This window comes from Ferrovibrio sp. MS7 (assembly GCF_038404985.1).
In the GTDB taxonomy this organism is placed as follows: domain Bacteria; phylum Pseudomonadota; class Alphaproteobacteria; order Ferrovibrionales; family Ferrovibrionaceae; genus Ferrovibrio; species Ferrovibrio plantarum.
The window spans coordinates 284,785-293,545 of sequence record NZ_JBBKBA010000004.1; the positions used below are offsets into that span (position 1 = coordinate 284,785).

Consider the following 8,761-nt stretch of genomic DNA (forward strand, 5'->3'; position numbering starts at 1 on the left):
CAATGCAGTGCAACAAGTAACCGGCGCGTGCGTTTGTGTCTCACAGCGTGTCATGCGTGTGTCACGCATCATCCTGCAGGTTTTATTGACGCGGCTTTGCCCGGCTGGTTGGAACAGCGTTGGCGGGATCCTCGGGCCAAGGGTGCTTCGGGTATTGGCCGCGCATTTCCGCACGCACTGCTTTGTAACTTGATTGCCAGAAACCGGCGAGATCACTGGTTACCTGCAACGGACGCCGTGCCGGCGACAAAAGATGTAGCAGCAGTTTCATTCGGCCGCCGGCAATACTCGGCGTGTTGCGCTCGCCGAACATTTCCTGCAGCCGAACCGCAAGCACCGGCGTGTCGCCATCGCTGTAATTGATCGGCAGATTATTGCCGGTAGGCACCCGCCAATGCGTTGGCGCTTCGGCATCAAGCAGACGCGACTGCCTGAAATCGAGCAGGCTTTTCAGGATTGCATGCAAGTCCAGCCCTTGAAGCTGGCTCAGCTTGGTGAAGCCATCGAGATGCGGCCCCAGCCATTCAGGCAAGGTGGCGGCAAGGCCAGCATCGCTGACATCGGGCCAGTCGGCGGCCTCGGGCAGCAGGCGGCGCAGCAGCAGCACGCGCGCCTGCCATTGCCGCAGGCCATCGCTCCAGGGCAACACGCCAAGGCCGGCCTTGGCGATGCCCTGCAGCAATGCCGCACGCACCGCCTCCTGATCGGGCTTGTCCAGCGCACGCTCCTTCAGCACCAGCGCACCAAGGCGGCGCTGGCGCACCGCGATCACTGCCTGTGCGCGGTCGTCCCAGGCAACACTTTCCCTGGTCTCGATGGCATCGCCGAGTTCCGCCTCGATATCCGCCTCGCGCACCGGCGCGGCGAGGAAAACACGCGCATCGGCCTGGGCGCTATCGAGTTCGGCAATCGCCAGCAGCGGTTCGCGGCAGAGCGGATCGAGTTCATCCAGCTTGGCGCCGCGTCCGCCGCTCATCACATAGGAGCCGGACTGGTTGCGCTGCTTCGCCACGCGATCGGGATAGGCGAAAGCCGCCAGCAGGCCAGTGGATTCCGCATCGGCATTGTTCGCTTTCGGCAGCTTCAAGCGCCGGCGCCAGTCATCGGCAAGCTGCTTCACCTGGCGCAGCGCGCCCTGCTCGACGCGCAGGCCATGCGGCGCGGCGCGGCGTTCCAGGCCCAGCACCATCTCGACACGCCAGCGCAGATCGGCATCGCGCGGCCCGGCGCGCTCGGCGCGCGCAATGTCGCGTTCGGAGAGCAAAGCGGCCAGCGCGCAGGCTTCGTTGCCCAGCCCCTTGGCCTGGCCACGGATCACCATATGCGCCAGGCGTGGATGCAGCGGCAGCTCGGCCATGGCGCGGCCATGCGGCGTGATCGCATCATCCTGGTCCAGCGCGCCGAGATCATGCAGCAGGCGGCGGGCCTGCGTGAGTGTTGCCGGCGGCGGCGGATCGAGCCAGGGCAAGGCAGCGGCGTCGCGCGCGCCCCAGGCGGCGAGATCGAGCGCCAGCGGCGCCAGATCGGCCACGGCGATTTCCGGCGCGGTGAATTTCGCCAGGCCGCCATGGGCAGCTTCGGCCCAGAGCCGGTAGCAGACGCCCGGCGCGACGCGGCCGGCGCGACCCTGGCGCTGCTCGGCCGACGCCTGGCTGACGCGCACGGTTTCCAGCCCGCTCATGCCGCTGCGCGGTGAAAAGCGCGGCTGGCGCATGAAGCCGCCATCCACCACCACGCGCACGCCCTCGATGGTGAGGCTGCTTTCGGCAATCGAAGTCGCCAGCACGATCTTGCGTTGACCGGCAGCGCTGGGCTGGATCGCCGCATCCTGCTGCGCGCTGCCAAGATCGCCATAGAGCGGCATCACGCTGGTGCCCGCCGGCAATCCCTTCTCTTCCAGATTGCTTTGCACGCGGCGGATTTCGGCAACGCCGGGCAGAAACACCAGCAGGTCGCCCGGCTCGTCATGCAATGCCTCGCGCACGCAATCGGCCACCGCCTGATCCAGCCGCGCCATTGGCGCCATCGGCCGCCAGCGCGTCTCGACCGGAAAGCTGCGGCCCTCGCCGCTGACCACTGGCGCCGGCGTGTCGCCCTGGCCGAGCAATCGCGCGAAAGGCGCGGCATCCAGCGTCGCCGACATCGCCACCAGCTTGAGATCGGGGCGAAGTGCAGCGCGCGCCTCCAGGCACAGGGCCAGCGCCAGATCGGTTTCCAGGCCGCGCTCATGCACTTCGTCAAACAGCACGGCGGCGATACCGCCCAGTTCCGGGTCCTGCTGCAAACGCCGCAGGAAAACACCGTCCGTATGCACTTCGATGCGGGTCTTCGGCCCGACCTGTGAATCCAGGCGCACGCGGTAGCCGACGGTTTCGCCCACCTTTTCGCCAAGCAGGCTGGCCATGCGCCGCGCCGCCATGCGCGCCGCCAGCCGGCGCGGTTCCAGGATGATGATCTTGCCTTGCCCCAGCCAGGGCTGATCGAGCAGGGCCAATGGTAACAGGGTAGTCTTGCCCGAGCCCGGCGGCGCCTGCACCACCAGGCTGTCTCCCGCCGCCAGGGCGGCTTCAATCTGCGGCACGATCGCCTGAATCGGCAGCGCATGGGAGAGTTGCAATTTTAGCAAGGCTCGTCTCGCGGCTTTTCTGGAAATTTTAACATAACACTGCCATACCAGGGGCCATGTCCGATCTTCCCGCCAGTACCACCGCGCCGGGCGCCAACACGTTGCCCCGGGCGATGGCACTCATGCTGATTTCCTGCATGTGCTTCACGGCCATGCATGGCGCGATCGGCCGGGTGACGCAAGAGGTTCACCCCTTCGAGGCGGCGTTCTTCCGCAACCTGTTCGGCCTGCTGGTGCTGATGCCGGCGATCATCAAGGCCAATTTCGCGCCCTTCCGCACCACCAAGCTGCACCTGCACGCCATCCGTGGCTTGGCCAACGGCACCTCGATGCTGATGTTCTTCTCCAGCCTGGCGATCACGCCGCTGGCGGAAGTGACCGCCCTGGGCTATGCCGCACCGCTGTTTGCCACCATTGGCGCCGCCATCGTGCTGCGCGAGAAGATCCGCGCCCGCCGCATCGCCGCCCTGGTGGTCGGCTTCATCGGCATGGTCGTGGTGCTGCGTCCCGGCTTCGGCACCATCGGCACCGGCCAGTTGCTGGTGCTCGGCGCCACCGTGCTATGGGCGGTCTCGGTGGTGGACATCAAGATCCTGTCGCGCACGGATTCGAGCCTGACCATCGCCACCTATATGGTGGTGTTCATCCTGCCGATCAGTCTGGTCGCCGCCCTGCCGCACTGGCAGACCCCGACCCTGAACCAGCTTATCTGGCTGTTCTTCATCGGCGCGCTCGGCTCCGGCGGCCAGTTGCTCTACACCGAGGCGATGCGGCTCGGCGAAACCTCGGTACTGATGCCGCTGGACTTCACCAAGCTGATTTTTGCCAGTCTGCTGGGCTTCTTCGCCTTCGCCCAGGTGCCCGATATGTGGACCTGGATCGGCGGCACGATCATTTTCGCCAGCACGGTCTACATTTCCTATCGCGAACACCAGATCGCCAAGGCTGCGGCGCGCCATTAATCGCCCGCTAAATAGGCAGATTCGTCGGATAAATTCCGTAAATTGTGCACCCGCGAAAGCGGCAATTCTTTTTTTGCGCGCAGCTATTTACTTCCACTCGCCGATACTCTTACATGACACCGCCGTCACGTTTGAACCAATCGAATGGGCGGCCAGGGAGTAAACAAGAAGGGCTGAGCCAGACCATGGCCGAAGACCATATTCTTACGACCGAAGGGCTGACCAAGGAATTCGCCGGCTTTGTGGCGGTGAAGGACGTCAATCTCCGGGTCAAGCGCCATACGATTCATGCGCTGATCGGCCCGAACGGCGCCGGCAAGACCACCTGTTTCAACCTGCTGACCAAATTCCTGCCGCTGACGCGCGGCAAGATCAGCTACAACGGCCGCGACATCTCGGCCCAGAAGCCGGCTGATATCGCCCGCTCCGGCATGGTGCGCTCCTTCCAGATTTCCGCCGTTTTCCCGCATCTGTCGCTGATCGAGAATGTGCGCGTGGCGCTGCAGCGGCCGCTTGGCACCTCGTTCCATTTCTGGCGCTCTCAGGACAGCCTGAATGCGCTGAACGCCCGCGCCGAGGAATTGCTGGAAGCGGTCGGCCTGGCGGAATACCGCCACCTCACCGCCGTCGAACTGCCCTATGGCCGCAAGCGCGCGCTCGAAATCGCCACCACCCTGGCGCTCGAGCCGGAGATGATGCTGCTGGACGAGCCTATGGCCGGCATGGGCCATGAAGATATCGAGAAGATCTCCGACCTGATCAAGCGCGTGGCGAAGAACCGCACCGTGCTGATGGTGGAGCATAACCTGAGCGTGGTGGCCAAGCTGTCGGACACCATCACGGTGTTGCGGCGCGGCGAGATTCTGGCCGAAGGCAACTACGACACCGTCTCGCGCAACCCCGAAGTGATCGAAGCCTATATGGGGACCGGCCATGGCTGAGCCGCAGCTTAACGTCAAAGGCCTGCAGGGCTTCTACGGCGAAAGCCACATCCTGCACGGCATGGAATTCAACGTCTCCAAGGGCGAGGTGGTGACGCTGCTGGGCCGCAACGGCGCCGGCAAGACCACGACCATGAAGGCCGTGATGGGCATGCTGGCGCAGCGCTCCGGCTCGGTGAGCTTCGAGGGCAAGGAGCTGATCAACCTGCCCTCCAACGAGATCGCGCGTCAGGGCCTCGCCTTCTGCCCCGAGGAGCGCGGCATCTTCTCCAGCCTGAATGTCTACGAGAACCTCACGCTGCCGCCGGTGGTGAAGCCGGGCGGCATGAGCCTCGAGGACATCTATCAGATCTTTCCGAACCTGAAGGAACGCCTGAAAAGCCAGGGCACCAAGCTGTCGGGCGGTGAGCAGCAGATGCTCGCCATTGGCCGCATCCTGCGCACCGGCGCCACCTTCCTGTTGCTGGACGAACCGACCGAGGGCCTCGCCCCGGTCATCGTGCAGCAGATCGGCGCCATGATCCGTCTGCTCAAGCAGAAGGGCTTCACGGTGCTGCTGGTGGAGCAGAATTTCCGCTTCGCCAGTACCGTCGCCGACCGTCATTACGTGGTCGAGCACGGCAAGGTGATCGACATGATCCCCAATGATCAGATCGCCGCAAACACGCAGAAACTCGAACAGTATCTCGGGGTTTAACGGTTCAACCAACGGAGGAAATCATGCGTTTGAAGCATTTGTTCGCCACGGCCGCTGCCGTGCTTACTGCCGGTGCCGCCAATGCCCAGATCACCGACAACGTGATCAAGCTCGGCGTGCTGAATGACCAGTCCGGCCTCTATGCCGACGTGTCCGGTCCGGGCGGCACCTGGTCGGCCCGCAAGGCGGTTGCCGATTCCGGCATCGAAGCCCGCGGCTTCAAGGTCGAAGTCGTGTTCGCCGACCACCAGAACAAGCCGGACGTCGGCTCCAACATCGCCCGCCAGTGGCTGGACGTTGACAAGGTGGATGCCATCGTCGACGTGCCGACCTCCTCGGTGGCGCTGGCGATCAACCAGATCACCAAGGAAAAGAACAAGGTGTTCCTGAATTCCGGCGCCGCGTCGTCGGACCTCACCGGCGCGCAGTGCTCGCCGAACACCGCGCACTGGACCTACGACACCTGGGCGCTGGCCAACGGCACCGGCAAGGCCATCGTGCAGAATGGTGGCAAGACCTGGTACTTCGTGACCGCTGACTACGCCTTCGGCCATGCCCTGGAGCGTGATACCGGCAACGTCGTGAAGGCAAATGGCGGCACCGTGGTTGGCGCCGTGCGCCATCCCTTCCCGGGCACCGACTTCTCGTCCTTCCTGCTGCAGGCGCAGGCCTCGAAGGCGCAGATCGTTGCTTTCGCCAATGCCGGCGGCGACACCATCAACTCGATCAAGCAGGCGGCTGAATTCGGCATCGTCGAAGGCGGCCAGAAGCTGGCCGGCATGCTTATGTTCGACACCGACATTCATTCGCTGGGCCTCAAGACCGCCCAGGGTTTGAACTTCACCACCGCCTGGTACTGGGATGCCAACGACAACAACCGCGCCTTCGCCAAGGAATTCGCGGCGGCCAATGGCGGCAAGTACCCGACCATGGTGCATGCTGGCATCTACTCGGCGGTGATCCACTACCTGAAGGCCGTGGAAGCGCTGAAGAGCGATGCCGACGGCGCCAAGGTGGTGAGCAAGATGAAGGAAATGCCGAGCGACGATAAGCTGTTCGGCAAGGGTACGCTGCGCGAGGACGGCCGCCACATCCATCCGATGTATCTGGTGGAAGTGAAGAAGCCCTCCGAGTCCAAGTATGCGTGGGACTATCTGAAGGTGGTCGGCACCATTCCGGCTGATCAGGCGTTCCGCCCGCTCGCCGATGGCGGCTGCCCGATGGTGAAGAAGAGCTAAGCATTCTGCAGAGGGCGGGCCCGTCGAAATGGCGGGCCCGCACCTTCCGCATGCAAGCGTTTTGCAGCAGAGCGCCCTGGGCGCTCTCCTATAAAACGCCAATACGGCACTAACAGGGTAACAGGTTCTTCAAGGGGGACGTTTCAGCGATGTTCGAGCTGCTGGGCATACCGCCGCAGGCATTGTTTGGCCAGTTGTTGCTGGGCCTTATCAATGGCTCCTTCTATGCAATGCTGAGTCTTGGCCTGGCCGTGATCTTCGGCCTGCTGAATGTGATCAACTTCACCCACGGCGCGCAGTACATGATGGGCGCTTTCGTGGCGTGGATGCTGCTGAACTGGCTTGGCGTGCCCTACTGGGGTGCGCTGATCCTGGCGCCAATCGTGGTGGGCGCCTTCGGTGTGGTGCTGGAGCGGGTATTCCTGCGGCGGCTGTATCACCTGGACCACCTCTACGGCCTGCTGCTCACGTTCGGCCTGGCGCTGATCATCGAAGGCGTGTTCCGCAAGCAGTTCGGTTCCTCGGGCCTGCCCTACGATAACCCGATCCCCGGCGGCCAGCGCCTCAGCTTCATGTTCCTGCCGAATTACCGCGCCTGGGTGGTGGTGGCCTCGCTCGCCATCTGCCTCGGCACCTGGTACATGATCGAACGCACCAAGCTTGGCTCCTATCTGCGCGCCGCCACCGAGCGCCCCGATCTGGTGCAGGCTTTCGGCATCAACGTGCCGCGCATGATCACGCTCACCTACGGCTTCGGCGTCGGCCTTGCCGCCCTGGCCGGCGTGCTGGCCGCACCGATCTACTCGGTCAACCCGCTGATGGGCTCCAACCTGATCATCATCGTCTTCGCGGTAGTGGTGATCGGCGGCATGGGCTCAATCATGGGCGCCATTCTCACCGGCTTCGTGCTGGGCCTGATCGAGGGCCTGACCAAGGTGTTCTACCCCGAAGCCTCCAGCACGGTGATCTTCATCATCATGGCCATTGTGCTGATGATCAAGCCAGCCGGCTTGTTCGGCACGCCGAAGTGAGGCGCAGAAGATGTTGAAGAATCGCGAAACCCAAGTCTTCCTCGCCCTGCTGGCGGTTGCCCTGGTGGCACCCTCGCTGGTCTATCCCGTGTTCCTGATGAAGGTGCTGTGCTTTGCATTGTTTGCCTGTGCCTTCAACCTGCTGATCGGCTATGTCGGCCTGCTGTCCTTCGGCCATGCCATGTTCTTCGGCGGCGCCGCCTATATCAGCGGCTACACCGTCAAGGCCTGGGGCTTCCCGCCGGAGCTCGGCATCCTGGCCGGCACGGCTGTCGCCGCCGTGCTCGGCCTGGTGGCCGGCGCCATCGCCATCCGCCGCCAGGGCATCTACTTCGCCATGGTCACCCTGGCACTCTCCCAGATGGTGTTCTTCTTCTGCCTGCAGGCCAAGTTCACCGGCGGCGAAGACGGCATCCAGGCGATCCCGCGCCGCATGTTCCTCGGCATCATCGACATCAAGAACGACTTCACCTTCTACTACGTGGTGCTGGCGATCTTCGTGTTCGGCTTCCTGGTGGTCTACCGCACCATCAACTCGCCGTTCGGCCAGGTGCTGAAGGCGATCCGCGAGAATGAGCCGCGTGCCGTGTCGCTCGGCTACCGCGTCGATCAGTACAAGCTGCTGGCCTTCGTGCTCTCGGCTACGCTCGCTGGCCTCGCCGGTTCGACCAAGGCGCTGGTGTTCCAGCTCGCCTCGCTCACCGACGTCACCTGGCAGATGTCGGGCGAAGTGGTGCTGATGACCCTGGTCGGCGGCATGGGCACCATCCTCGGCCCCGTCATCGGCGCCGCGGTGATCATCACCATGCAGAACTACCTCGCCGGCTTCGGCGAATGGGTGCTGGTCACCCAGGGCGCCATCTTCGTCATCGTCGTCATGGCCTTCCGCCGTGGTGTCGTCGGCGAGTTCATTGCCTGGTGGCAGAGCCGCAAGGCATAAGCCGCTCATCATTGAATACAAAAAGGCCCGCCAATGGCGGGCCTTTTTTTGTCCTCTTTACGTCGTCACCCTCGCGGACGCGAGGGTCCCATTTGTTGTTTAAATGGGATACCCGTTTTCACGGGCATGACAAAGAGGCTTTAGTCTACCCCGCCTGGGTCAGCATCCGGCGCAGGTATTTGCCGTATTCGTTGTTCTTGTAGTAGTCGGCGCGGCGCTCGACCTGGGCTGAATCGATGAAGCCCAGCCGCCAGGCGACCTCTTCCGGCACCGCGATCTTCAGGCCCTGGCGCTTCTCCACCGTGGCCATGAAGTTGCAGGCATCG

At 63.7% G+C, this 8,761-nt stretch carries 7 protein-coding genes and 1 pseudogene; 6 read left to right on the forward strand and 2 right to left on the reverse strand.

Translation table 11 applies throughout. The features are described 5' to 3' along the window. Positions 1-82: 82 nt before the first annotated feature. Positions 83-2,617, reverse strand: coding sequence for an ATP-dependent helicase HrpB (gene hrpB, locus V6B08_RS21875; RefSeq protein ID WP_341984883.1), 2,535 nt, complete (start codon positions 2,615-2,617; stop codon positions 83-85). 65 nt (positions 2,618-2,682) lie between these two features. Between hrpB and V6B08_RS21880 the strand changes: the two genes are divergently transcribed. The 6 genes from V6B08_RS21880 to V6B08_RS21905 all read left to right on the forward strand — a co-directional run bounded on the left by V6B08_RS21880 (position 2,683) and on the right by V6B08_RS21905 (position 8,435). Then, positions 2,683-3,588: a DMT family transporter gene (locus tag V6B08_RS21880; protein WP_341984884.1), complete on the forward strand. Its 906-nt coding sequence runs from the start codon at positions 2,683-2,685 to the stop codon at positions 3,586-3,588. 185 nt (positions 3,589-3,773) lie between these two features. After that, on the forward strand, positions 3,774-4,529 hold the full coding sequence (locus V6B08_RS21885) for an ABC transporter ATP-binding protein (protein ID WP_341984885.1): 756 nt from the start codon (positions 3,774-3,776) through the stop codon (positions 4,527-4,529). Then, on the forward strand, positions 4,522-5,226 hold the full coding sequence (locus V6B08_RS21890; protein WP_341984887.1) for an ABC transporter ATP-binding protein: 705 nt from the start codon (positions 4,522-4,524) through the stop codon (positions 5,224-5,226). Before V6B08_RS21885 ends, V6B08_RS21890 begins: the two co-directional genes overlap by 8 nt. A 23-nt stretch (positions 5,227-5,249) precedes the next feature. Continuing rightward, the gene (locus V6B08_RS21895; RefSeq protein WP_341984889.1) at positions 5,250-6,464 is read left to right on the forward strand and encodes an ABC transporter substrate-binding protein; all 1,215 of its coding nucleotides are present in this window, start codon (positions 5,250-5,252) and stop codon (positions 6,462-6,464) included. Positions 6,465-6,613: 149 nt separating this feature from the next. Then, a complete protein-coding gene (locus tag V6B08_RS21900) occupies positions 6,614-7,495 on the forward strand; it encodes a branched-chain amino acid ABC transporter permease (RefSeq protein WP_341984890.1) in 882 nt (293 codons plus the stop codon). A gap of 10 nt (positions 7,496-7,505) precedes the next feature. Beyond that, complete coding sequence (locus V6B08_RS21905) at positions 7,506-8,435, forward strand: branched-chain amino acid ABC transporter permease (RefSeq protein WP_341984891.1); 930 nt, start codon at positions 7,506-7,508, stop codon at positions 8,433-8,435. Between the two features lie 145 nt (positions 8,436-8,580). On the opposite strand, the pseudogene V6B08_RS21910 reads toward V6B08_RS21905, so the two are convergent. Continuing rightward, positions 8,581-8,761 (reverse strand): annotated as a pseudogene (locus V6B08_RS21910) (glucose-1-phosphate thymidylyltransferase RfbA); the annotation flags it as partial.